The 24155-nt window shown below is 43.6% G+C and carries 28 protein-coding genes and 1 tRNA gene; 12 read left to right on the top strand and 17 right to left on the bottom strand.

What is annotated here, in order from left to right; genetic code table 11:
* Positions 1–190: 190 nt before the first annotated feature.
* From H4K34_RS14245 to H4K34_RS14225, 5 genes are all read left to right on the top strand, one after another.
* Complete coding sequence (locus tag H4K34_RS14245) at positions 191–721, top strand: RNA polymerase sigma factor (protein WP_210758061.1); 531 nt, start codon at positions 191–193, stop codon at positions 719–721.
* A 17-nt stretch (positions 722–738) separates the two neighbouring features.
* Positions 739–1119, top strand: coding sequence for a hypothetical protein (locus H4K34_RS14240; protein WP_210758060.1), 381 nt, complete (start codon positions 739–741; stop codon positions 1117–1119).
* A 2-nt stretch (positions 1120–1121) separates the two neighbouring features.
* Complete coding sequence (locus tag H4K34_RS14235; protein WP_210758059.1) at positions 1122–1565, top strand: hypothetical protein; 444 nt, start codon at positions 1122–1124, stop codon at positions 1563–1565.
* Between the two features lie 75 nt (positions 1566–1640).
* Positions 1641–1714: transfer RNA gene (locus H4K34_RS14230), tRNA-His, on the top strand.
* 53 nt (positions 1715–1767) lie between these two features.
* Positions 1768–2937 (top strand): glycosyltransferase, encoded by a 1170-nt coding sequence (locus H4K34_RS14225; protein WP_322107640.1) that lies wholly within the window; start codon positions 1768–1770, stop codon positions 2935–2937.
* Here the strand turns inward: H4K34_RS14225 and bshB1 are convergent.
* Both bshB1 and H4K34_RS14215 read right to left on the bottom strand, forming a co-directional pair.
* The gene (gene bshB1, locus H4K34_RS14220; protein ID WP_210758057.1) at positions 2879–3604 is read right to left on the bottom strand and encodes a bacillithiol biosynthesis deacetylase BshB1; all 726 of its coding nucleotides are present in this window, start codon (positions 3602–3604) and stop codon (positions 2879–2881) included. The genes H4K34_RS14225 and bshB1 overlap by 59 nt on opposite strands.
* A gap of 71 nt (positions 3605–3675) precedes the next feature.
* Positions 3676–4542 carry a hypothetical protein gene (locus H4K34_RS14215; protein WP_210758056.1) on the bottom strand — a complete coding sequence of 289 codons (867 nt, stop codon included), beginning with the start codon at positions 4540–4542 and terminating at the stop codon, positions 3676–3678.
* A gap of 137 nt (positions 4543–4679) precedes the next feature.
* On the opposite strand from H4K34_RS14215, the gene H4K34_RS14210 reads away from it, so the two are divergent.
* The gene (locus H4K34_RS14210) at positions 4680–5099 is read left to right on the top strand and encodes a nucleoside-diphosphate kinase (protein ID WP_210758055.1); all 420 of its coding nucleotides are present in this window, start codon (positions 4680–4682) and stop codon (positions 5097–5099) included.
* 44 nt (positions 5100–5143) lie between these two features.
* Here the strand turns inward: H4K34_RS14210 and H4K34_RS14205 are convergent, their stop codons facing one another.
* Both H4K34_RS14205 and recF read right to left on the bottom strand, forming a co-directional pair.
* Positions 5144–5440 carry a DUF721 domain-containing protein gene (locus H4K34_RS14205; RefSeq protein ID WP_210758054.1) on the bottom strand — a complete coding sequence of 99 codons (297 nt, stop codon included), beginning with the start codon at positions 5438–5440 and terminating at the stop codon, positions 5144–5146.
* A 6-nt stretch (positions 5441–5446) separates the two neighbouring features.
* Complete coding sequence (gene recF / locus H4K34_RS14200; protein ID WP_210758053.1) at positions 5447–6529, bottom strand: DNA replication/repair protein RecF; 1083 nt, start codon at positions 6527–6529, stop codon at positions 5447–5449.
* Between the two features lie 91 nt (positions 6530–6620).
* On the opposite strand from recF, the gene H4K34_RS14195 reads away from it, so the two are divergent.
* The 3 genes from H4K34_RS14195 to H4K34_RS14185 all read left to right on the top strand — a co-directional run bounded on the left by H4K34_RS14195 (position 6621) and on the right by H4K34_RS14185 (position 9010).
* Positions 6621–7304 carry a tetratricopeptide repeat protein gene (locus H4K34_RS14195; protein ID WP_210758052.1) on the top strand — a complete coding sequence of 228 codons (684 nt, stop codon included), beginning with the start codon at positions 6621–6623 and terminating at the stop codon, positions 7302–7304.
* Entirely contained in the window at positions 7304–7795 is a 492-nt protein-coding gene (ribH, locus tag H4K34_RS14190; RefSeq protein WP_210758051.1) for a 6,7-dimethyl-8-ribityllumazine synthase, read from the top strand. Before H4K34_RS14195 ends, ribH begins: the two co-directional genes overlap by 1 nt.
* Positions 7796–7972: 177 nt before the next feature.
* Positions 7973–9010 (top strand): FUSC family protein, encoded by a 1038-nt coding sequence (locus tag H4K34_RS14185; protein ID WP_210758050.1) that lies wholly within the window; start codon positions 7973–7975, stop codon positions 9008–9010.
* 70 nt (positions 9011–9080) lie between these two features.
* On the opposite strand, the gene H4K34_RS14180 is transcribed toward H4K34_RS14185, so the two are convergent.
* From H4K34_RS14180 to H4K34_RS14145, 8 genes are all read right to left on the bottom strand, one after another.
* The gene (locus H4K34_RS14180) at positions 9081–9986 is read right to left on the bottom strand and encodes a DDE-type integrase/transposase/recombinase (RefSeq protein ID WP_210758049.1); all 906 of its coding nucleotides are present in this window, start codon (positions 9984–9986) and stop codon (positions 9081–9083) included.
* A gap of 20 nt (positions 9987–10006) precedes the next feature.
* A complete protein-coding gene (locus H4K34_RS14175; RefSeq protein WP_210758048.1) occupies positions 10007–10387 on the bottom strand; it encodes a transposase in 381 nt (126 codons plus the stop codon).
* Positions 10388–10498: 111 nt separating this feature from the next.
* Positions 10499–11797, bottom strand: coding sequence for a 30S ribosomal protein S12 methylthiotransferase RimO (rimO, locus tag H4K34_RS14170; RefSeq protein ID WP_210758047.1), 1299 nt, complete (start codon positions 11795–11797; stop codon positions 10499–10501).
* The gene (gene ftsY / locus H4K34_RS14165; protein WP_210758046.1) at positions 11797–12750 is read right to left on the bottom strand and encodes a signal recognition particle-docking protein FtsY; all 954 of its coding nucleotides are present in this window, start codon (positions 12748–12750) and stop codon (positions 11797–11799) included. The genes rimO and ftsY overlap by 1 nt, the downstream gene beginning before the upstream one ends.
* Before the next feature lie 123 nt (positions 12751–12873).
* The gene (locus H4K34_RS14160; RefSeq protein WP_210758045.1) at positions 12874–13026 is read right to left on the bottom strand and encodes a DUF4295 domain-containing protein; all 153 of its coding nucleotides are present in this window, start codon (positions 13024–13026) and stop codon (positions 12874–12876) included.
* A 14-nt stretch (positions 13027–13040) separates the two neighbouring features.
* Positions 13041–13223: a 50S ribosomal protein L33 gene (gene rpmG / locus H4K34_RS14155; protein WP_210758044.1), complete on the bottom strand. Its 183-nt coding sequence runs from the start codon at positions 13221–13223 to the stop codon at positions 13041–13043.
* 11 nt (positions 13224–13234) lie between these two features.
* Positions 13235–13474, bottom strand: coding sequence for a 50S ribosomal protein L28 (rpmB, locus tag H4K34_RS14150; RefSeq protein WP_210758043.1), 240 nt, complete (start codon positions 13472–13474; stop codon positions 13235–13237).
* Positions 13475–13534: 60 nt separating this feature from the next.
* Positions 13535–14782, bottom strand: a complete 1248-nt coding sequence (locus tag H4K34_RS14145) for a competence/damage-inducible protein A (protein WP_210758042.1) — start codon at positions 14780–14782, stop codon at positions 13535–13537.
* Between the two features lie 105 nt (positions 14783–14887).
* Here H4K34_RS14145 and H4K34_RS14140 point away from each other — a divergent pair, with 105 nt between their 5' ends.
* Positions 14888–15592 (top strand): DUF4197 domain-containing protein, encoded by a 705-nt coding sequence (locus tag H4K34_RS14140; RefSeq protein WP_210758041.1) that lies wholly within the window; start codon positions 14888–14890, stop codon positions 15590–15592.
* On the opposite strand, the gene H4K34_RS14135 is transcribed toward H4K34_RS14140, so the two are convergent.
* The 5 genes from H4K34_RS14135 to H4K34_RS14115 all read right to left on the bottom strand — a co-directional run bounded on the left by H4K34_RS14135 (position 15589) and on the right by H4K34_RS14115 (position 23393).
* Positions 15589–17805, bottom strand: a complete 2217-nt coding sequence (locus H4K34_RS14135) for a transglycosylase domain-containing protein (RefSeq protein WP_210758040.1) — start codon at positions 17803–17805, stop codon at positions 15589–15591. The two genes, H4K34_RS14140 and H4K34_RS14135, sit on opposite strands and share 4 nt — an antisense overlap.
* A 116-nt stretch (positions 17806–17921) precedes the next feature.
* Complete coding sequence (locus H4K34_RS14130) at positions 17922–18437, bottom strand: DUF2892 domain-containing protein (protein WP_210758039.1); 516 nt, start codon at positions 18435–18437, stop codon at positions 17922–17924.
* A gap of 50 nt (positions 18438–18487) precedes the next feature.
* On the bottom strand, positions 18488–20974 hold the full coding sequence (locus tag H4K34_RS14125) for a TonB-dependent receptor (RefSeq protein ID WP_210758038.1): 2487 nt from the start codon (positions 20972–20974) through the stop codon (positions 18488–18490).
* A 6-nt stretch (positions 20975–20980) separates the two neighbouring features.
* On the bottom strand, positions 20981–21619 hold the full coding sequence (locus H4K34_RS14120) for a carboxypeptidase-like regulatory domain-containing protein (RefSeq protein ID WP_210758037.1): 639 nt from the start codon (positions 21617–21619) through the stop codon (positions 20981–20983).
* Between the two features lie 31 nt (positions 21620–21650).
* A complete protein-coding gene (locus H4K34_RS14115; RefSeq protein WP_210758036.1) occupies positions 21651–23393 on the bottom strand; it encodes a M23 family metallopeptidase in 1743 nt (580 codons plus the stop codon).
* Positions 23394–23516: 123 nt separating this feature from the next.
* Here H4K34_RS14115 and H4K34_RS14110 point away from each other — a divergent pair, with 123 nt between their 5' ends.
* Together H4K34_RS14110 and H4K34_RS14105 are read left to right on the top strand one after the other, a co-directional pair.
* The gene (locus tag H4K34_RS14110; RefSeq protein WP_210758035.1) at positions 23517–23807 is read left to right on the top strand and encodes a hypothetical protein; all 291 of its coding nucleotides are present in this window, start codon (positions 23517–23519) and stop codon (positions 23805–23807) included.
* Positions 23808–23827: 20 nt separating this feature from the next.
* Entirely contained in the window at positions 23828–24118 is a 291-nt protein-coding gene (locus tag H4K34_RS14105) for a cell division protein ZapA (protein WP_210758034.1), read from the top strand.
* Positions 24119–24155: the final 37 nt, after the last annotated feature.

Below are 24155 nucleotides of genomic sequence, written 5' to 3'. Positions count from 1 at the left end.
TAGGCTCAAATATAGCATTATTTTCATATCACTTAAAATGGTTAAATATTTTTTCGACACTAATTTTCAGTTATTTAAATCTAAATTTTTCGGACATCCGCATTATAAAACATGCTCTTTTTCATTTTATTGATTTTTCTTCATTTAAACCTTTAGGCTTTTGCGAGCTCTAATTTTCGAACTTTGAGTTATGCAGGAGCCAGGGATCTGGAAAGAGCAGTTAAAAAAGGAGCAGTATCAATCCTTATTTGCCCATTTGGTTGAGGCTTATACGGAGCGATTGTACTGGCATATCCGCAGTATTCTATTACGACATGATTGGACCGATGATGTACTGCAGGAGTGCTTTATCAAGGCCTGGAAGGCCCTCCCCTCCTTTCGAGCTGAATCGGCTTTCTATACCTGGTTATACCGAATTGCCACCAATGAAGCCTTAGCCCACCTTAAAAAGGAACGGCGCTTTCAATTGCAGGAAGGTGCTTTAAACTACCATCTAAGTGCGGACCCTTATTTTGATGGCGATGAAGCCTTAAAAAACCTTTTGGAGGCCGTAGCCGAACTACCCGATAAACAACAAACTGTTTTTAAACTTAAGTACTTTCAAAACTTGAGTTTCAATGAAATTAGTGAAATGTTGGGCACTTCAGTTGGGGCTTTAAAAGCTTCCTTCCATCACGCCAAGGAAAAAGTGAAAGTTCAATTAAACCTTAACGAGTTTTGAGCGTCAAATAAGATGTCATGAAAGATCAAGGATTTAAAATACCCGAAGGCTACTTCGAAGCCAAGAAAGAACAACTAAAGGCACTTGCTCAAGAAAGTGGTCCTGTAAGCAAAGCAGCACCAAAAACCAGAGTACTCTGGCCTAGTTTAGCTGCGGCCGCTGCAGTTCTCATTGCAGCGCTGTTCTTTTTACCTCTGAACAACAAACAAAATTCAGATCTTAACTTTAGCGATTTACAGGAGCAGGAAGTAATCGACTTCCTTAATCAAGATCCCTATGGAGTTTACCCTGAAAGTTTTATTGAATTACCAAATAACGAATCTTCGGAAGGATTTGAAAATCTGGATACTGAACTAATTGAATCCTACCTTAACGAACATAGCTCAGAATACCTTTAGTCATGAAAAAATTACTATTTCTCAGCAGTCTCTTCCTCTTTGGATTCATTGTGAATGCTCAACCGGAGGATTTCAAAAAGGTGGAAGCCTATAAAACCAAATTCATTACCGATGAACTGGACTTGAGTCCTGAAGAAGCTCAAAAGTTTTGGCCGGTTTACAATGAGTATAATAAGAAGCTTAATGAACTTCATCAAAAGCGCATGGAAGGCATGAGTCGCCGGGAAGTTCATGATAAATGGGACGAATTAGATGATGCCACCCTAGAGAAAATCGCATTGGAAGAGCTTCAAAATCAAAAGAAAATCGCCGAACTCAAATTGGAGTACTACGATAAATTCAAGGCTGCCTTGGGTTCCCGTAAAGCAGCGACATTTTATCGAATTGAAATCGAGTTCCACCGTCGCCTGATGGAGTCTTTAGGCAGGCGACGTGGGCGACCTTGATTTTTTTCACATTTTTTACTTTCGATTTCACGACATTGCTTACATTTGCCGACCCTTAGCAAAGGGCTATAAACGGTGGCTATAGCTCAGTTGGTTAGAGCGCTGGATTGTGGTTCCAGAGGTCGTGGGTTCGAACCCCATTAGCCACCCATAGATAAAAGGTCATCTGTAATTCAGGTGACCTTTTTTTATTCCTTTGTAAATCAATGCTTCGAATATCGATCGGCCCATCTTACATATTGCCAGTTGGTACCCCAATCCCCAAGATCCTCGCTTAGGCAATTTTGTTGAAGAGCATCTCCGTGCGATTGACTCCCTTATTCCCGTAGTAGTTCTTAGTGCTTTTGAATATGATAGGAATGAAATCCTGGTAAACGAGAAACCTTTCCTTCAGGTTCAGGTGCTCTACAAAAAGAAATGGCCGGTGCAAAGTCATTATAAGGCTTTGGAAAGGGGCTACCGCCATCTGCAAAAAATAGGCTTTCAATTTAAACTAGCGCACTTGCATGTTAGCTGGCCCTCCGGTATTGCCTTTCAAGGTTTTTTAAAGCAGCTCCCCTATGTAATCACCGAACATTATTCGGGTTACCAAAAAAGTCGTCGCCACGAATGGAGTCGTTTAGCCCAACATATGGCTCGACGCATTATGAATAAGGCTCAGGTAGTTTGTCCGGTATCGAAACAACTGGCCAATTCACTGCAGGAATTTGGAGTGGACTCTAAGCTAGAAATTGTGGGTAATGTGGTAAACACCCATATCTTCAATTTCCAAGAGCTTAAGGCTTCGGACGCTAAATTCCGTTTACTTCACATTAGCTCCCTCCAACAGGAAACTAAGAATATTAAAGGGATACTTAGTGGCTTTAAAAAAGCATTGGAAAAGGATCCAGAACTACACCTGAGCATAGGTGGTGACGGAGACATCATCTGGCTAAACAAGCAAATTGAAGCCCATAAAATACCCTCGGGTAATATTCAGGTTCTCTCCGCCCTTTCTCGCGAGGAAGTAGCTCAACAGATGAGTCGAACTAATGCCTTTCTACTCTTTAGCTTTATTGAAAATCAGCCGGTAGTATTACTGGAGTCTCTATGTCTGGGTCGGCCAGTAATCGCCAGCAAAGTGGGCGGTATTCCTGAGTTTATTGGAACAGAACAGGGAATCTTGGTAGAATCTAAAAATGAAGAAGCCTTAGCAGAAGCTATACTTCAACTAAAAGAAGATTTTCGAAATTTCGATTTACAAAGTATCTCGATTGCCGCTCAAGCCCTTTACTCCTATTCGGCTATCGCAGAAGAATTTCGGCAGCTATATCTTAGCGTACGCCCTTCAATTGCATCAGGTCATCCAGACCCAAATCTTGCGCCGCAATAAAGCCTTCGCCGTATTCAACACCGATTAGACGACCTAAATCTTGAGCGCGATAGGTAACTGAATCCATGAAGTTTTTAGAGCTAATCACCGTTTTAGGCTCAGCACTGCTCGGATCGAAGAATTGAGATTTATAGGCCTTTATAGACTCTACTTTGGTATGGATATGCTCTCCAATATCAATAATGAAATCGGGCTCTATATTTTGAAACTGGATATAGTATAAGAGCATTTGGGGACGCCAGGGCTCTTGAGCCTCTCCTTCCCATTCGGTTTCAATCTTACGCAGACCGGATAAGAAACTGGCTTCTTTTAAAAGGAAAGATCCACGACCATGATCAGGATGGCGATCCGTAGGCGCATTGGCAATAACAATCTCCGGACGAAAACGTCGGATCTGCTGAATTACTGCCAGGCGATGTTCTTCATCATTAGTGAAAAAACCATCGCGGAAAGCCAGGTTTTCCCGCACTTTAAGCCCCATGATACGGCCAGCCTCTGCCGCTTCTGCCAATCGAATTTCGGGGGTACCTCGAGTACCTAATTCCCCTTGAGTTAAATCCACAACTCCGCAAGAATAGCCAAGTTCGGTTTGTTTCGCGAGGGTTCCAGAACAACTCAGTTCTACATCATCAGGGTGGGCGCCAAAGGCTAGAATATCCAGTTTCATAGCTATGAAAATAAAAAATAGCTTGCTCCGAAAGGTCTCCGAAACAAGCTATTCTTAAATATTAGTTGAGATTACTTTTTGAAATCGAAAGTAATTTTACCAGTGTTTCCGCAGTTGCAAGTGTTGTCGCTAGGATCAACATTTACAATCTTAATTACTGCATAAGTGCTACCACCACGCAATTTAGCGATGTAGATATCACCTACAGTAGGATTGCTTACAGTAGCCGAAGCAGTACCCGCAGCGAAAGAAGAAGTAGCAGCCTCTACAGTAGCGTTAGCATAGTCGTAAGAATTGTCTTTTACGAACATAGTAGAGTTAGCGGCCATCCAGCTTCCGGTAAAGGCATCACCAGCAGCATCAGTGTTTTCCATATCCTTGCTGGCAGCAGGCTGGCTAGCACCAACCACTGTACCGTTTACAAGGTCATAAGCTCCTTCTAAAGAACCAGCAATGTGGAAGAATGCACCATTCACCTCATTGGTCATTGGAGTAGCATCGGCTTCAACAGTAACAGTGAAAGTTACATTGTCGGTGTTTCCGTCTTTGTCGGTTACAGTGAAAGAGTAAGAAGTAACACCTAAATTAATTCCAGCATTAGGGAAAATCAAGGTATCGATATACGTCTCATCATCCGCATTAGCAATATCGTAAGGGAAGTTACGACCGCCTAAACTGGTAGGAAGAGGATTAGGGGTGTTGGTTCCGGTTACGCTCACCGAGAAAAGATCCATGTCGGTATCACCTTTACGAGCATCCCATACGAATACCAGGCTGCTGCCTTGGCTTATGGTTACTGCTCCGCCGGTAGATCCGGAAGTACTTTCGGTAACGATAAGAGAAGCACCCAGGCTGCTGTCGTTGTCATCTTCACAAGCGGTAAAGCTTAAAGCCAGGATACCAGCTGCGGCAAAGCGCAGAAAATTGCGGATTTTCATAGTAATCTGATTTGAATTATAATTCGTTTTCGGCGAACAAAATTAGTCATTTAATGATTCTATGAATGATTTTAGAAAAAGACTTGTTCACGCAGCACAATTAAAATAATTTTGCCGCCCATAATAATATACTCCAAATGGCTGGTAACAGAACTTTCACCATGATTAAGCCCGATGCCGTAGAAAACGGTCATATCGGTGCAATTTTAGCCAAGATCAACGAAGCTGGATTCCGTATCGTAGCAATGGAAATGACTGCTCTTTCTCGTAAAGATGCTGAAGCATTCTACGCTGTTCACGCTGAGCGTCCTTTCTTCGGCGAATTAGTAGAATACATGACCTCTGGTCCTATCGTAGCTGCTATCCTCGAAAAAGATAATGCCGTTGCTGACTTCCGTACCTTAATCGGTGCTACCAATCCAGCCGAAGCTGCTGAAGGTACCATCCGTAAATTATACGCTACTTCTATCGCTGCTAACGCGGTGCACGGTAGTGATTCTGATGAAAATGCTGCTATTGAAGGAAACTTCTTCTTCGCTCAGCGTAGTCGTCACTAGAATATTCCAAAGCAAGAATCCCGGCCATAGTGTCGGGATTTTTTTTAGCGGATAAGCACCTTACGAATTGGCTCTCTGCCTCTGCCAATTTTCTGATTGAGGTAATCAATCATGCGACTTTGCTTCAATCGCAATTGTTGCCGCAAAGGGGCGCTCGACATATATAAGATTAAGCAGCCTTTCTCTAGGCTGATATCATTGGTCTTATCCGCCACCTTATCGCCCATCAAATCCCGCCAATCGGCTTTCAGGATCGCTTCAAAAAAGCGTTCTTCCAATTGATGCCCTTTTAAAAAGGCCCCAATGGCATCCCCTAATTTGAAGGTGTTATTTCGATCCATCTTCGCTTATTGATTTACATTAATAATGTGAGCCTCCGGATCAATCTGCTTAACCAGAGCGGTGGTACGGTCCTCATGAGTATCGGTAATAAAGATTTGGCCGAAATTGGAATCATGCACCAATTTCACCAATCTCGCTACCCGGGCTTCATCCAATTTATCAAAAATATCGTCCAATAAAAGGATGGGCACCATTTTCTGATGATCGCGAATAAACTCATACTGGGCTAATTTCAAGGCAATCAAATAGGACTTTTGCTGTCCTTGAGAGGCATAATCGCGCACCGAATCTTCGTCCAGCTTAAATTTTAAATCATCGCGATGAATTCCCCATGAGCTGTATTGCAGGACTCGATCCTTTTCATGGCGACTGCGTAATTCGGCCAGAGGATCTTCGCCAAACTGGCTGCGGTAATCCAAGCTAGCGGCTTCCCTTCCCTCACTTAACCAATGGTAATAATGCTGAATACGGGGCCCGAGTTCCTCACAAAATTGCTGACGAGCCTGAGCGATGTACATTCCATGTTCCACCATTTGCTGATCGTAGAGATCTAAGGATTCTGCATCGAACTGATGATTGGCAGCAAAGAACTTTAATAAGCGATTGCGTTGCTGCAATGCCTTGTGATAGCGCATTAAATGAAAGAGATACTCATTATTACCCTGGCTAATCACATTATCCAAGAAACGCCGACGGGTATCCGAACTATCGGTGATAAGATCTCTATCATAAGGGGAAATCACCACTGCTGGAAAAGCCCCAATATGTTCTGCCAGCTTATCGTACTCCTTTTTATTGCGCTTCAGTATTTTCTTGGCGCCCTTTTTTAAGGAGATATGCAAATGCTCATTCTCATCCTGACGAAGGAAATTTCCCTCAATCATGAAAAAATCTTCCTCGTGCTTAATATTTTTTTGATCGCGATTACCGAAGTAACTTTTGCTTAAACAGAGGTAATGAATGGCATCCAACAAATTGGTTTTCCCGCCTCCATTAAGGCCTACAAAGCAATTGAGCTTAGGACTGAATTCAAATTCACCCTCTCCCCAGCTCTTGAAATTTAATAGATGTAGGTCCCGTAAATGCATTTTGCTAAATTAATGCAAGGATACTGGCAAATTGCACCACGGCACAGAAAGGAATTTTTTTACTTTTGCCGACTATTAGAATTTGGCAAGCATGGCTAAAAAGCACAACACCGACGAAGAAGTATTAGTAGACGTTACCCAATCCATTAGCAGATTGGAGAAATTTTTCGAGGATAACCGTCAGTCTATCAGTATCGTTATAATCGCCATTTTCGCGATTGTAGGTGGTTATATCAGCTACATTAAGTTTTATCAAGAGCCTCGTGAGGCTGAAGCTCAATCTGAAATTTACCATGCTCAGCACTGGTTCGAAGTAGATTCTTTAGACCAGGCCATTAATGGAATGGGCGATAAATTAGGTTTCTTAGATATCGCTGCTGATTACAGCGGAACCAATGCCGGAAACTTAGCCAACTACTACGCCGGTATCAGCTACCTACGTTTAGGAGAGTTTGAAAACGCTATCCGTATTCTGGATGAATTCCATACTGATGATCCCATTCTTCAAGTGATCTCTAAAGGTGCCATTGGCGATGCCTTTATGGAACTGAAGCAAACCAAAGAAGCTTTGGAATATTACAATAAAGCCGTTAATACTAACAGTAACGACTACATTGTTCCTTTCTACCTTTTGAAAGCTGGTTTAGCTGCTGAGCAAGCTGGTGAGAACGCCAAAGCTCTGGATTACTTCAAGCGTATTAAGTCAGATTTCGCCGACTCTCGTCAGGGTCTCGATATCGATCGCTATATTGGTCGTATCGAAGCGAAGATTTAATGGCCACAGCAGGACATAATTTATCGGATTTTAATCCTGATGAACTTCCTAAAGCTACCGGAATGCGCATTGCCTGCGTAGTTTCGGAGTGGAATTCAGAAATCACTAATGCCCTTTATCAAGGAGCCCGCGACATCTTAATGGCTTGCGGCGCTGCCGGGCATGATGTCACTCAGGTAAAAGTTCCAGGTGCGGTGGAAATCACCTATGCGGCCAAAAAACTTTGTGAATCCCAAAAATACGATGCCATCATTGCTATTGGCAACGTTATTCAAGGGGAAACCAAACATTTCGATTTCGTTTGTCAGAGTGTTACTCATGGTGTAACGGAACTCAATTTACAATTCGACACCCCCGTTATCTTTTGCGTTTTAACCGATAATACCATCGAACAAAGTCGCGCTCGCGCCGGTGGCATTCATGGTAATAAAGGCACCGAAGCTGGAGTTGCAGCCCTAAAAATGGCGGGGCTGCGTAAGATTTTGGGCTAGGATAGAATCTAGATTCTAGAGTTTAGAGTGTGGATGATTAGCGTCTAAGAATAATGCTTGGTGTTCCTAATAAGTAAGGAATATAGATAGCCCTCTATTTCTGCTACTAATTTCTTTATCAAGGCGGCTTTACCTTTGTCCTTCGCTAAAATCTTCTAGCAAACTCTTCTAAAGTCCATGAACCTTCTTTTTAAAGATTTCCTCAAGCTTAAGCCATCCAATCGAGATTGGCGAATTGCAGCTTTAGCGGGAATTTGTGTGGGTAGCCCTTTGCTGATAGGTTGGTACTTTGATCAACTAAGCTCGGGCTTAATCTCATGTTTAAGTGCCCTCGTAATCCTCTACCTCCCCGCCAGAGGTAGCCTTACTCATAAGATCAACACCTTAATGATTTGCTCTTTTGGTTTTATGGGTTCCTTTGCCTTAGGGCAGTTTTTTAGCTTCAACCCTATTGCCGCAGTTTTATCCTTTGGGATTTTCTCCCTAGTCTTACATGCCATTATTCTTCACTATAAAGCAGAACCTCCCCGGAGCTTCTTCTTTATCATGATCTTCTCCATTTCTATTAGTCAGCCTTTCAGCTTAGAGAATCTGCCCCATAAAATTGGCTTGATTAGCCTGGGTACTCTTTTAAGTACTGCCATTGGTCTGACCTATATCCTGTACAAACGATCCAAGGCTGAACCTGAACCGTCTCAAAGTCTTAAAAGCAAAGACCCTGATTCCACCGCTGATATCTGGGAAGCGATAATTATGGGCCTCTTTATGGCTTTATCTCTTGGACTCGGCTATGCCTTGAAAATTAACAATCCTTATTGGATTCCAATTTCCTGCGCGGCAGTAATGCAAGGAGCTTCCCTCAATCACATTTGGCAACGATCCCTGCAAAGGATTTTTGGGACCTTATTAGGTCTGGGACTTTGTTGGTTACTCCTCAGCAGCACCCAATCCAAATTGCTGCTCTGCCTTTACATCATTGCCCTGCAATTTATTGTGGAAATGCTGGTTACTCGAAACTATGCTCTGGCGGTGATTTTCATTACCCCTCTGGCCATCTTCATGTCGGAAGCCGCTGACCCCATCATCAATAACCCCGCTACCCTGATCGCTTTGCGATTTAATGAAATCGTTCTGGGCAGCCTCTTAGGTGCCCTAGGCGGATGGCTACTGCACAAGGAGAAGCTACGCTACTTTGCTTTGAAGAAACTGGGGTAGTCTATAGATTTTAGACGATAGAATTTAGACTGTAGACCGTATGATGCCGCCTGAAAATGGTTGTCACTACCTACTCAGATATTTCTACTAATTTATACTTTTTGTTTTTAGTTCTAGGCTTACTGGGCTTAAGGTTTAAAGTGTAATTACTTGGACTGGATTCCATGGATTTGATTTTCCATTCAAAGTCTATTGGAGTGCTATTATTCAATACTCGCTTTTGCTGGAACTTGTTATGGTGTTCCACTGCTTGTTTGAGGCATAGTCTGAGCTCATGAAGGTTAGTAGGCTTCCAGTAATTGAGGTATCGGTTTTTAATCAAATCATTGGTTTTCTCTGCATAGGGGTTTTCCCATGAATAGTAACACATACTTTGCTTTAGGCCTTTGCCTTTGCAATACTCACGATAGCTACGCTCTTCATACTGTCGGCCTCCATCACTATGATGAATAAGACCGCTTAAGTTGGTGTAGCCGTCTTTCTTTCGAGTGGCAATGGCCTGCTTTAAAACCTCTTTGAAGTGGACTGCGCTAGCTCTGCTATAAGCCCCATAGCCTAGGATCCTTTGAGAATAAACATCCGTAATGAACATCAAATAATACCATTTTGATCCTTTCAGATAATAGGTCATATCGGCTTGCCAAACTTCATTGATGGATCGTACTTGTTTATCAATGAGAAGGTTGTCAAACTTACGTTGGTCGCTTTTGGTGGTTCGGATATACCTAGTATTCCTTTTAACCTGTAAGCCCAGTTCAGCAGCCAATGCCTCGAACTTATCCCGTCCAATGGAAAGCTGATCCGCATGAGCATAATAGATGGGTCTACAACCTAAGCCAGGGCAGGCCACACGCGCGGACAGGATCAGGCTACGCAGGCCGTCTTCAAGCCCAACAAGCTCCCTTCTTAGAGCTTGGGGCTTGTAGTAGGCCTGCCGGCTAAAGCCCAGCAAATGACAACTTCTCCTGATCGACACTTCAGTCTTTGTCTCCAGCTTTATTTGCCTTTGGATGCTCTGGCGCCAAAACTTTTTTTTAGATCCACCTTATATTCTTCTGAGGCCAGATCTACGATATGGCGGTACAAATCGGCTTCTAACTGCTTTCGTCCTAAAGCAGCCTCCAACTCTTTGGTGCGCGCCTCTAATTCCTTCAGACGTTTGTCAACACTATTGTTTTCCACTACTATGCGTGTTTGTGTCTTCAAGGTACGAGAATACTTGTTTAACCAGTTATAAACCGTTTGCGGTGATTTAATCTCGAAAATCCTACAGGCTTGATATACCCGAAGTTCTCCCGATTCAATCTGTTTGACCACTTCCTTGCGCAAGGTCTCACTAAATACACGTTGACGTCTTAAGCTTTCTTTTTGTCCCATTTTTCTCTTGGTTTTAAAGAGAATAGGTGTCAACTTTTTTCAGGCGCGGTCAGTACTAGGTAGCTAGTTGTTGGTCGTTGGTAGTTCGTCGTTTGTCGTTCGCTATGGAGATTATTCCACTACGACGGCAAAGAGATCGTAATCTTCGGCGCCGGTAATTTCCACTTCAACGAATTCACCGATAGGTAGATATTCTGCTTCTACCAGTACTTCATTGTCCACATCAGGGGAATCAAGCTCAGTACGACCGATGAAGAAATCGCCTTCCTTACGGTCGATAAGCACTCTATACTTCTGCCCTACCATGGCCTGATTATGCTCCGCTGAAATCTTCTGCTGGATGGCCATTACTTCATTCGCACGCTCCTGCTTAATTTCAGCAGGCACATCATCCTCTAAATTATAAGCATGGGTATTTTCCTCATGAGAGTAAGTAAAGACACCTAGGCGCTCGAAACGCATTTCTTTCACCCATTCCTTCAATACCTGGAAGTCCTCTTCCGTTTCGCCAGGATAACCAACAATTAAGGTAGTACGAATGGCAATGCCCGGTACCTTCTCCCGCATCAAACGCAATAGTTTATCGGTGCGTTCCTTGGTAGTACCACGACGCATAGACTTCAATACCGGATCGGCAATATGCTGCAGTGGAATATCAATGTAATTGCAAATCTTGGGTTCCTCACGAATTAAATCGAGTACCTCCTCCGGGAAACCGGTAGGGAATAAATAGTGTAAACGAATCCATTGGATTCCTTCCACCTTCACTAATTCCTTTAATAAATCAGCCAAGGCACGCTTCTTATACAGATCCAATCCATAATAGGTGAGATCCTGAGCAATCAATAAAAGCTCCTTAACACCTTTGGCGGCTAATTTTTGAGTTTCGGTTACCAAGTCCTCAATGGGGGTAGATTTATGACCACCGCGCATTAAGGGAATCGCACAGAATGAACAAGGTCGGTCACAACCCTCGGCAATCTTTAAATAGGCAAAATGCTGGGGTGTAGTGCTTAAACGCTCACCTACCAATTCCTTCTTATAATCAGCTCCTAAGGCTTTCAATAACAAGGGTAGTTCGCGAGTCCCGAAATACTGATCCACATTAGGAATTTCTTTCTCCAAATCGGGTTTATAGCGCTCAGATAAACATCCGGTAACAAAAACCTTGTCTACCTCTCCTTCTTCTTTGCGTTCAACAAATTCAAGAATGGTATTAATGGATTCTTCCTTGGCATTCTCAATAAAGCCACAGGTATTAATCACCACAATATTTCCTTCCTCTTCATGGACCACCTCTTTCTGGTTGGCCTTCAACTGCCCCATCAATACCTCACTATCATACAGGTTTTTAGAACAACCTAGGGTAACGATATTGATTTTATTCTTCTTGCGGTGTTTAGTGCGCATTAGTTTTCAAATAAGCTATTTACGAAGGCTTCTTTATCGAAGACCCTCAAATCGTCGATTCCTTCTCCCACACCAATGTATTTTACGGGAATCTGCAATTGATCTGATATTCCGATGGCCACCCCACCTTTAGCGGTGCCATCTAATTTAGTTAGGGCCAAGGCTGTAATCTGGGTGGCCTTGCTAAACTGCTTGGCTTGCTCCAGTGCATTTTGCCCGGTAGAAGCATCCAAAACCAGGAGTACCTCATGAGGTGCATCGGGAACTAGCTTTTGCATTACTCTCTTAATCTTGGAGAGCTCATTCATCAGGTTCACCTTATTATGCAAACGACCGGCGGTATCAATAATCACCACATCGGCATTGCGAGAAATGGCCGATTGCACCGCATCAAAAGCTACCGAAGCAGGGTCAGAACCCATGGCTTGCTTTACGATCGGTACATCTACTCTTTCACTCCAAATTTCCAACTGATCTACCGCTGCTGCTCTAAAGGTATCTGCTGCCCCCAGCACTACGCTAAGTCCTGCTTTTTTAAACTGATTAGCCAATTTACCGATGGTAGTTGTTTTACCCACTCCATTTACGCCCACCACCATTAAAACATAAGGACGCTTTTCGGGCAAACTAAAGCCACTATCAGCACCTTCCTTACTTTTTAAAAGTCCGGCGATCTCTTCGCGCAATATTTGATTGAGCTCCGAGGTACCTAGGTATTTATCGCGGGCCACTCTTTCTTCAATGGCCTCAATAATTTTAAGGGTAGTATCAATACCTACATCAGAGCTGATGAGTACTTCTTCAAGATCGTCGAGCACTTCGGCATCGACCTTACTTTTTCCGGCTACCGCCTTGCTAAGCTTGGCAAAAACACTTTGACGGGTTTTTTCCAGGCCTTGTTCTATTTCTTCCCGATTTTCTTCGCGGGAAAATAATTTACCAAATAGACCCATTTGTATAAAATATCGGCAAATATCCTAAAAATGCCCTTCTTAGCGGCCGCGCTCAGGCTTTGATACAAAATAAAAAACCCGCCATCCAAGGATAGCGGGTAAGTATTGTTGGGAAAGCGATGCTTAGCTGTTCAAGAAATCCTTGATGTGCTCCTTGTTTACCACTTTCTCCTCGAAGGTATAAGCGCCAGACTTTTCAGACTTAACCATTTTTACCACTTTGGTAAACTGAGCTGAATCTCCGGACTTAAGGGTTGCTACTACTTTCTTTGCCATCGCTAACTAATTTTTTACTTGATTTCTTTATGAACGGTGTGGCGCTTCAGAATAGGGTTGTATTTCTTAAGCTCCATACGGTCGGGAGTGTTCTTCTTGTTCTTGGTGGTCACATAACGTGATGTACCAGGCATGCCGCTGTCTTTATGCTCAGTGCATTCCAGAATAACTTGTACTCGGTTCCCTTTTTTAGCCATTGCCTAAATTCTTATTTGGTGAGATATCCATTGGCACGGGCATCTTTAATCACCGTAGCCAAACCTTTCTTATTGATGTTTTTCAAGGCAGAAGCAGATACACGAAGAGTGATCCAACGATCTTCTTCAGCTAAATAAAAACGCTTCTTCATCAAGTTCACATTGAACTTGCGCTTGTTCTTTTTATTGGAGAAGGAAACATTGTTTCCACTCATTGCTTTCTTACCGGTAAGCTCACATACTCTTGACATGGATCTCGCTTCTTAAATTTTGGGTCTGCAAAAGTAAGTAAATATTACAGTCGTACAAACCTAGATTTCAATTTTCTGCACTTCTTTTCTTAGACGGTCTAAAGCCATTAAGGCACTACGTCGGATATTTCTTTGCCGATGATTACCAAAGTGATAGCTTCTGGCGCGGCTTCCCTGCGGTCCGGCTACGGCTATCCATACCAGTCCCACAGGCTTTTCCGCCGTTCCACCACCTGGTCCGGCAATACCTGTTGTTGCCAAGGCAAAGTCGGCACCCGTGCGCTTTCTTAGCCCCTCAGCCATTTCAAGGGCTACTTGCTCACTTACCGCGCCATAGGCTTCCAAACTTTCGGCTTTTACCCCCAGCATATCCATTTTTAAGGCATTGCTGTAGGATACTACTCCGCCTAAATAATATTCCGAGCTCCCCGGAATACTAGTAATTAAATGACCAATATAACCGCCGGTGCAGCTTTCGGCAGTTGCCAAGGTCATTTTGCGAGCCTGGAGTGATTTCCCAACTATTTCTTCCAGGGAACTCACATCTTCCCCAAAAATCAGGTCACCCAATTTGCTCCGCATTATTGCGATGCCCTCTTCTACCAGGGCCTTGCTTTTCTCTTTTGTTTCTGCCTGCCCGGTTAAACGCAATCGCACCAAACCCGGTGAAGGCAAATAAGCCAACTTTAATTCCGCCGGTAATTCATCTTCCCACTCAGTAAGCATTTCAGCTAAATCGCTCTCGCCAATACCTTGTGTGATCAAGGTTTTATGGTAAAGCTTTCCTTCCATCTGGGTATTAACAATCCAGGGAACGATTTTATCCGCCACTAAATGCTCCGTTTCATATGGTACGCCCGGAGTAGAAAAATAATAGCGATCCCCCTTTTCGAATCGCATACCGGGTGCAGTACCCGTTTCATTCAAAATGGCTTCACAGCTACTGGGCACAAAAGCTTGTTGCCGATGTACCTCCTTCGGCTCCCGATTAAATCCTTGGAAGAGTTTACGGATATGTTCAAAAACCTCATCCTTAAACACCATCTCGCCACCAAAATAATCCAGAAGGGTTTTCTTAGTGATATCATCTTTGGTAGGCCCTAATCCACCGGTCATAAATACATAACGGGTATCCGCATGCACCTCATCCAAGGCCGAGCGAATGGCATCGGCAGTATCAGCTACCACCTTTTTTTGCCAAACTTTAATTCCTTGCAAATTGAGCTGAGCGGCAATAAAAGCTGAATTGGTATCAATCGTTTGACCAATTAATAGTTCATCGCCAATGGCTATGATTTCTGCTTGCATTGTGGGAATTCAAAAGGGTTCGCAAATTTAGCATTTTTAATTGCGCCTGCTTGCCTAAACTGGGGGCAAATACTAAATTCACCCCAAGTACCAATAGCCTCCATCATGCGAAATTTCATTCTTATTCTTGCCTTGCTTTTTAGTGCCAGTTCCTGTGATGCGCTCCTGCAAATTGCGCAGGAATCGAGTTCTCAAATGGAACCTAGCGAGTCGGAAATCAATCGCGGAATTAAAGAAGCCCTCGAAGTGGGGATTCGCAATGCGGTAAGTCGCTCCTCTAAGGAAAATGGCTTTTACAATAATCCCCTTATTAAAATCCCCTTTCCCCCTGAGGCGGAACGCGCAGCCAAAACTTTAGGTGACCTGGGCATGGGTAATTTGGTGGATCAATTTGTTGAAACCTTAAATCACGGTGCCGAACAAGCTTCGGCGAAAGCCAGTCCTATTTTTGTGGATGCCATTCGCAGTATGACTCTGCAAGATGTTTATGGTATTTGGCGTGGTGATGCCAATGCCGCAACGGTTTACTTGCGGTCCAAAACAGAAGCCCAATTGAAATTGGCTTTTAAACCGGTTATTGATCAAGCAATCCAGAAAGTAGAACTCACCAAATACTGGCAACCGATAGCCAGTACTTACAATAAAATTCCTTTTGTAACTCCGGTTAACCCCGACCTCAGCGATTATGTAATGCAGGAAACTTTGAATGGCCTTTTTGTGCTCTTGGCGGAAGAAGAAGCCAAGATTCGCCAAGATCCTGCTGCCCGTGTATCGGCTATTTTACAAAGGGTTTTTGGCTGGAAATCTTAATCCTTCTTTTTGAAGATTTTACCCCACCAGGAAGCTTCCTTTTCTTCTTCAACCGGTTCTTCGGGTTCTTCCTCCTTTACGGCCTTGCCCTCCTTTTTCTTAAAGATGGAGCGTAAATCGTCCAGCAGGCTTTCTTCCTTATAATCCGGACATGCCAACATTTCTTTTTGAGATTCGGATAAGGCAGGCCAGTTTATTGAAGTTATTCGGGATTCCATTTTGGATAAGAGCTTACCAAAAACCGGCAAGGCCATGGTAGAACCAGATCCTAAGGCACCACTGCGGAAACGAATCAAAGGATTTATCCCTCCCATCCAACTTACGGAAACCAAATCGGGTCGATAGGCTACAAACCAGGCATCAGAATAATTCTGAGAGGTACCGGTTTTAGCGGCCCAGGATTTACGGGCTCCATAAACGGAATGTAAACTACGGGCGGTTCCTGACTTGCTTACGCCTTGGAGCATAGCATTCATAAGCTGGGCTGTTTCCTCTTTTAGGATACGCTTTGCGGGCCTTTTTTCATGATGATAGAGCAGTTCACCACTAGCGGTTTCAATCTTCTCAATAAAATAGGGTTCCACTTCCATCCCGCCATTAGCGAATATGGCATAGGCTTTAGCTAAATCAATTGGACTCACCGCTGATGCTCCTAAAGAAACAGAAGGTCCATCTGCCCAATGATCAGCAATTCCCATCTTATGGGCCAAGGCTCTTACCTTATCAGCCCCAGCTTTAAAGTACCAGGCAACCGTAACTGTGTTTATCGACTTTTTCAATGCCCCTTGCATGCTGTACATGCCTTCGTAATCACCATCGTAATTCCGTGGACTCCAATCGTCATAGCCCGGGTATTCACGCCTTTCGGCGGATTGATATTCACAAGGTTCTTCGCCTGCCTCCAGAGCAGCTGCCATCACAAAAGGCTTAACCGTAGAAGCCATGGTATGGGCCGCTTTGGCATTATCATAGGGTAAATAGCGATAATCAGGGCCTGCCACCCAAGCTCGCACCGCTCCACTTTGAGGATCCAATAAAACCGAAGCCCCTCTTAATAGGCGTAAATAGTGCTTTAAGGAGTCAATTCCGGAAGCTTCCCTCTCTATATTACCGGCTGGGTGAAAGAGTTCCATACTGTGTTTCTCACTCAGTTTTGCGCGAATCTCATCATCCGACAAACCTTTGGCAGCATAGCTCTTCCAAGCCGGACTGGCCATTAGCTTCTTCTCGAAAAAAGCCGGCTTTTGAGACCAGGGATCTTTGCTAGACCAATGCTGATCAAACTTCTTTTGCCAATTGGCTAAATGCGACCGGAATGCGTCTCGAAGTCCCGATTGTTTATTGGCATTTAAACTCGTATATACCCTTAAGCCATCTTTTTGAGCATCCCAGGGTTCGCCATTTTCTTTGAGCTTATCCGCTAATATTTGCTTAAGCTCTAATTCTACCTGCTTCAAATAATAGGGGGCCGGTCCTTCCAGATCAAGGTTAGAATAGTCTAAATCCAAAGGCAAGGCTTGCAGCGAATCCAATTGCTCCGCTTTTAAATGATCATTGCGCTGCATCTGACTCAGCACTACATTTCTCCTTATCCTGGATTTCTCCGGATGTAAGCGTGGATTATAAGTGGTATTAGCTTTCAATAAGCCAATTAAAACTGCCCCTTCTTCAATTCGTAAATCCTTGGGGGCACAATTAAAAAAGCGTTGACTCCCAGCGGCAATGCCATAGGTGTTTTCGGAAAAACTAACGGTATTGAGATAGAGGGCGAGTATTTCATCTTTGGAGTAAATCGACTCCAAACGCTGACTGATAATCATTTCCCGGCATTTGTTTACCGGCATGCTAAGAGCTCCGAAATCAGGGCGGCCGAATAAATTCTTGGCCAATTGCTGAGTCAAGGTACTTCCTCCACCCGAGCTGCTATCCCCCATCAAAAGGGTTTTAACCACCACCCGCAATAAGCTCATAAAGTCGATACCAGAATGCTCATAAAAACGCTCATCCTCGGTGGCTACCAGGGCCTGCACTAAATGCTCCGGCAATTGATCAAAACTTACCGGATCGCGATTTACCGCATAAAAGCTACCAATAAGCGCTTTATCCTGAGAATAAACCAGAGTAGACTTCGATTGTCGAATCGCCTTCAATTCGTCGCTATTGGGAATAGGACCCCAAAAGCCTAAATAAACTGAGGCAATGAATAGAAGCAAGAGGCTTAAAAACAAAAAGCTCAGGCGCAGAAACCATTTCCGCAATTTAACTGCAGTGGACTTCCGGCGTGGGCTTTTCCTTTTTTTCGACTTAGATTTTGAGGGCATCTATTCTTTTAGATCCGCTTCATTTGTTGCTTCAGCATTTTCACTTGCTCGCTAAGCATTCCGCGGGTATCCAATTTCTTAACATCGGTAAGCAAGATTTGTGCTTCACGTTTACGACGTTTTGCCAAAGCGCAACCTGCTAATTGCAATTTTGCCATGGCCTGATCGTGCTTCTGGCGCAATCCGGTTTTTAATGCTTTGCGTAAAAATGATTCAGCCTTACCTAAATTGGTATTGGAAACAATCATTCCCTGCAACATATAATAGTAAGCCAACTGACCTTTAATTAAAGCACCTTCAGGATCTTTTATATGATCCAGGGCTTTTTGGGCTTTGGGCATATCATTCTTACGCAAAAACCAAAATGCTTGTAAGATACGTTCGTTACGGAAATAGGTAAAGAGTACAATACCCGCCAGAAGGAACCACATGATACCGTTTCCGATCTCCACTTCGATAAATTGCCAGATCGACAATCCCAGCAAAACTGCAGTTAATCCTAAGCGTAAATATTTACTGAACATTTAATTCGATTTTGGGCCGCAAAAGTAGGGCTATTTCGGGAAAAGGCCGCCTAGATTTTGGCTACCAATTTCACATTCAAGAGACGTGGCGTAAGGTAATTGGGCACTGCGTACTCGCGTGCGGTGCTAATATCCTTAACCCAGAGATAGCTAATAGTGTTAGTTATATCCAAGAGGTTAAAGACTTCTACTCCTACCCAGAGGCTACTGAAGTTATTAAGCACCTTCCACTTATGTTCGCGACCCTCACTTTTAATAACCTTCGAAAATCCGATATCTACCCGACGGTAATCTGGTAATCTGAATACTCTTTCTTCGGCTGTAGCCTGAGGCGGACCAAATGGCAATCCGGTACCATAAGCCAAGGTCATGCTCACTCTAAAGGTGGGATCGTTTGGCAGATAGTCCTGGAAGAAGATTTTAAAATTCAATCGTTGGTCAGTCGGACGCGGTAAATAACCCGCTCCATCGCCTTCAATATCTTCACGAATGGTCATAATAGATAAGGAAGCCCAGGAATCAATACCCGGAACAAATTCTCCATTAATACGGTAATCGATACCAGTTGCGTAGCCTTTAGCATTGTTCACGGCGCGATAGCGAATCCGCACATTATCCATATCGTAGGGAATCAATTGGCCGAAGTCCTTATAATATACTTCAGTCACCATTTTAAAAGGGCGATTCCAGATACGTAGATTGTAATCATGCCCTAAGACAAAATGAATGGAACGCTGAGCCCGTATGTTTTCATTTAAGCCTCCTTCCAAATTCCGCATCTCCCGATAAAAGGGAGGTTGATAATAAAAGCCCGTGGCAAAACGGAAAACCATATCCGATTCCCAATTAGGCTTAAAGCTGATGCTGGCGCGAGGACTAATTACATTCTGATTATTGAAACTCCAATATTGATTGCGGATTCCAATATTGTAAAACAAATCACCTAGTGAATCCAGCGGAATAATCTGACTGCGCTCTACATAGGCAGTGGCGCGCACTGAGTTTACGGAGATTTTACTGGCAAAGCTTTCGAAGAGATTCAATTCATCTTCCTGTAAAATGGAAGTATAAACATTGCCGGCTACCGGATTTCCCAATGAATCCCAGGTATCCACAATTAAGGAATCGTAATTAAAGCCACTGCCGTCTGGCACATTATAACCAGCGGAGTCGATACGTTCCCATTCTTTGTAACGATCGATAATATCTTCCATCTGCACTTTTGCCCCCCAACGCCAAGTTACATCCCCTTGATCCAAAAGTCCTGAATGGGAAAGATTGGCTACGATGGCATCCAAATAATTTCGGGCATAGTTCTGAAAGCCACCAATACTGCGGGTAAAGCTAATTTCACCAAATTGATCGCTACCTAAATTGGTATTCAATTCACCTAAGCGATAAGCTCCCAAAACATCAAAATACTCCTGCTCTGTGGTTTGAAACACCGAAGCTTGGTAGGTCAACCTCATGTTCTTCTTAGGGCGATTTGTTAAGCCCAAAGCTGCAAAGCGAGTGGTGAAATCATAATCTTCGCGGCCATCGAAGAACACATTCAAGCGCAAGCTTTCTTGAATAGTTCCAAAATCGGTAGTTCTGCTTTGGGGTACTACCTGATAGAGATTACGCGAGTAATTCCCCAAAAAGCTTAACTCCCATTCATCGGTTATGTCGTAGGTGATATAAGCCTGAATATCGGTGAACTGAGGTTTAAAATCTGCCTCAGTATCCAAGGATCCCAATAATAATTGGTTAGTACGATAACGCGCTCCAATCAGCGCCGAAACCCGATCCTTAGCAAAACGATCTTCATATACCAGGTTTCCACCCAAAAGGCTTCCTTCTAAACTAAGACCAAATTCCTTTGGCTTGCGATAGGTAATATCCAGCACTGAAGCCATCTTATCGCCATAGCGAGCCTCGAAACCACCGGCCGAAAACCGCACATTGGAAACCATGGAAGAGTTCACAAAGCTCATCCCTTCCTGCTGACCATTCCGCACTAAAAAGGGTCGATATACTTCAATGCCATTTACATAAACCAGGTTTTCATCGAAGTTCCCTCCCCGCACGGAATATTGCGAGGAAAGCTCACTGTAGGAGCTTACTCCAGGTAATGTTTTAATAATGCCTTCTACCCCTGAATTGGGGCCTACAAAAGATTCAATGGATTTTACACTTACATCCACCTGATTGTCGAAGCGACCTTTGCGATCTACAATATCAATAACGCCCAATTCATTCTTCAGCAATTTGAGCTGACGATTAATTTCCTTTTTTTCCCCTTTGGCTAGATTGATGTAGGTAGTATCTGGCTGATAATTGTAATTGGCGAAATAGACCATCAATTTTTTACCGGGTATTACATCCAGCTCATATTTACCCTCCTCATCCGTAAGGGTATAATAATCGCCGATGCCCACGCGAGCACCATCGATGGGAATATTATCCACGTCGCTAATTCGACCAAAAATTTGGGTTTGAGCCCAGGCATATTGTGAGAAGAGGAGGAGGCTTAAAGCCGAAAGGACTAAGCGCATTGAGGCCTAATTTTTCTTAAAAGATTGAAATAGTCTTTGCCAGGCGAAGGGATTACTTAAAGCACCTAAAATAGCGGTTGCTCCATTATCATAACCTTGATATCGCCCGTAATTGTATATGCTCTGATTTTGCATCATGATGGCCAAATCCTTCGCTTCTTCAGGGTCGAGATTCATGGCTGCTGCCCGATCTTGTAAAGCCTGAATAGCCAGATTTCGCATGGCAATATCATTTTGAGTAGTTGGAATATTGGTCGCTAAAAATGCTTCTTTAAAACGGTCGGGAGTAGGCCAGGGATAAAGGGTTACTTCCTCTAGTAAGGTGGTATCGCGCTTCATCATTACTCGCGCTAAGTAAGCCGTTTTAGAGAGTGTATCTGGCACCACTAAAATTTCTTGGGTAAAACCGATGCAACTAAAGCGAATACTATCACCGGATAAAGCCGCGAAGGAGAAAAAACCATCGGCATCCGTCATGGTACCACGAGTGCCTTGCCCTACATAAACATGCGCAAAAGGTATAGGCCGGGGAATACTATCCTGACTCAGTACCAAGCCACTCATTTGCACAGGCTTCTCTTCCTGGGCTAATAATCCCAAGCTGAAAATTCCTGAAAAGAGTAGAATAAAAATCTTGCGCATCATAAAGGAAACGATGAATTGGCGAAAATAGCATCTAAGGGGCAAAAAGAGTCCATGTTTGCTCACTTACATTCTTTTTATCATCAACAACACGCAATTTTAACACTTGTTTAGAGTCTTGAGAAAGAGGCCAATATTTGGTTTTCAAGAGCAAGCGATCGGTTTTAGCATCATAATAAATAGGAACCCATTCGCCATTCACCCAGGCATCATATTCTTGGAGTCCACTTAAATCATCACGTACCCGAATTTGCAATTGGCTTTGTTTAAGGGGCATTCCATCTTTAAAGTCGATAGCCGAAATCTCTGGCGCCAAGGTATCCAGGGCAATGGCAAACTGACCTAATTGTCGGGTGCGGGTACTAATCCAACCGTCTTTATAGCTACCGCCTTCGTACTCATCATACTTGCCATCCTGATAGCTGGCAATAAAAAACTTGCTGGGATCAACGCCCTTGGGTAAATGGTTGAGGCGCAATTTTAGATCGTAATAGAGATGCACCGGAATTTCACGGGATCCAAAAGTGAAAAGGTCACTATAAGTTTCGGGTAATTCTTCCTGGGCAATTTCGAGAACGTATTCGCGGTAAAAACTACCGGGCTTAATATTGAGCTCATAGCTCTCCCCTTTTATCAGCTCCGCCTGATCGGGTTCCACTCTTGCAATTAAAAACTCTGAATTCCCCAGTTCTTCCTCGCTTATTGGCTCCAATTCAGAGCTTGCTTCCTGAACGGCGGTATACTGCAAATCGAAATTGAGCACGCTTAAATTACCTGCTACATCACGAGCTTCAATTCGTACCGGCACCACCGTGTCTTTATCGAAAGTTAAATGCCCGGCCTCGGCTTGGGCCGGATAAGTACTCAATTTATTACCCGGCTCCCGATAAAGTCGATGGGACGTTTGCTTGCAACAGGCCTTTAAACCATAGTCGATATGTGCATTAATGTATCGACTCTCCGCAAAGGCGAAGGTTTCCATTTTAAACTCATGGATTAAATCATCTCCAACATAGAGTTTAAGATCGTAAACACCATTACGGTTATTATACCCATCCTGCCGATCGATGGCAGAGAGCCCGAAGGAAACCGCTCCACTTGCATCTACAATCCCATCACCCGTAAGGACATAATCGCCTGCCTGCTTTTGCAATAGGCTGTATTCCTTTTGACCCGCAGGTTGATGATTTTCGAAATAATAAACCTGCAATGGACCTAATTCAGGCTGACGATGATCTTCTACTTCAAATCCAAAAAGCAAGGGATTGATGATCTTCTCTGTGCGACTATCACGAACTTCGAAATGAAGGTGCGGACCGCCACTGCCACCGCTGTTGCCACTAAGTGCAAGAGTATCGCCCTGGTTATAATGAAACTTAGCCGCGGGAGGATATAATTCAATCTCGTTTTTCTGCAAGCGACGCATTTCCGAAATTATGTAGGCTTCCAGGTCGGGGCTAAAGGATAGTAAATGGGCATAAACCGTGGTATAACCATTGGGATGCCTTAGATATAGAGCCTTTCCAAAACCATAGGGTGACACTTTAATGCGAACGATATCTCCTTCGGCGGCAGCCAAAACTGGAATGCCTACCTTCCCCTGCGTTTTTAAGTCGAGCCCCGAATGAAAATGATTACTGCGCAACTCGCCAAAGGTGCCGGATGAATAGAGTTTTATAGGCAAGGGACTAATAAAATAGTCTTGCGGATAATTGTTTTGCCCAACAAGCCCAAGGCTGAATAGTAAAAGTAGAGTGAATGATAGTATCTTAGACATGCTCGAATTTATTCAAAATTAAGGGCCATTTTCGAAGCCGAAAGGAATTTTTCTTCCCATAAAAAGGGGTTTGTTATCCCAATATGGCTTGCTAACTTTGGCCATTGGAGTTTTTTGCGATGCATGAAGGCAATTGAAGCAAAGATCAAGGATCTGGAACAACTGATTAACCACATTATCAGTGATCATTTAGTGGTACAAAAGGAAAATGTACAACTGAAGGAGAAGATCGTGGAGCTGGAGGCTCAATTGCATTCGCAGTCGGATGAAGTCCAAAACTTAGGAATTCAATTAGAACGCTTACGCCTGGCGCGTGGTTTGGCCGGTGATCCGGAGGAAGCAAAAGCCGCTAAAGCGAAATTGGGTTCTTTAATGCGGGAAATAGATCGCTGTATAGCTTTGTTGAATGAGTGATTTTCCTGAGAGATAGTGAAATGTCAGATTTGCTAAAAATAAAAGTATCCCTGGCCGATCGGGTCTACCCTTTAACCATCCGCAGAGATGAAGAGGAAAACATCCGTAAAGCCGCCAAGAGTATCGAGGCCATCTTAAAGAAGTATGAAGATGGATATGCGGTGCGAGACAAACAAGACCTGCTGGCGATGTGTGCCTTGCAGTTAGCCTCGCGTTTGGAGAAAATCCAAATCGATAATTTGGTGAGTGGAGATGATATTGGAGCACATTTAGACCGTCTTTCGGAAAAACTAAAGCAAGCGACGCAATAGCAACGTTCTTTTACAAATTTTTTCCCGCATCCTTTCC

The organism is Croceimicrobium hydrocarbonivorans, assembly GCF_014524565.1.
GTDB lineage: Bacteria > Bacteroidota > Bacteroidia > Flavobacteriales > Schleiferiaceae > Croceimicrobium > Croceimicrobium hydrocarbonivorans.
This window is presented reverse-complemented; position numbering and strand designations above follow the sequence as displayed.